This window comes from Paraburkholderia sp. SIMBA_053 (genome assembly GCF_046534895.1).
GTDB classification, from domain to species: domain Bacteria; phylum Pseudomonadota; class Gammaproteobacteria; order Burkholderiales; family Burkholderiaceae; genus Paraburkholderia; species Paraburkholderia caledonica.
This window is the reverse complement of record NZ_JAWRXU010000189.1, coordinates 1-381: the sequence shown is the minus strand read 5'-3', so window position 1 is coordinate 381 and position 381 is coordinate 1. Positions and strand designations below refer to the sequence as shown.

The 381-nt window shown below is 62.7% G+C and carries 1 protein-coding gene; it reads left to right on the top strand.

What is annotated here, in order from left to right:
* On the top strand, positions 1-381 hold a 381-nt coding region (locus SB753_RS35205; protein WP_410804678.1), incomplete at both ends, for a LysR family transcriptional regulator.

Below are 381 nucleotides of genomic sequence, written 5' to 3'. Positions count from 1 at the left end.
ACGCCGGTGTCGTTTCGTTTCTCGCCGTGGCCAATGAAGGCAGCTTTGCCAAGGCGGGTGACCGCCTCGGCATTGGCCGCTCCGCCGTCAGCCGAAACGTGCAAAAGCTCGAAGCGCAGCTCGATGCGCGGCTTTTTCTGCGCACCACGCGCAGCACGTCGCTGACCCGCGAAGGCGAACTGTTTTATCAGAACTGTCATCCGGGCGTCGAACGCATCGTGCAGGCGCTCGAGGACATGCGCGAATTGCGTAATGGACCGCCGCGCGGCCATCTGCGTATCTGCTCGACACCCGGATTCGGGCGCAAGATCGTCGCGCCGCTGCTGCGCGGTTTTCGCTCCCGCTATCCGGACATAGCGCTCGAACTATTGCTGAACGATC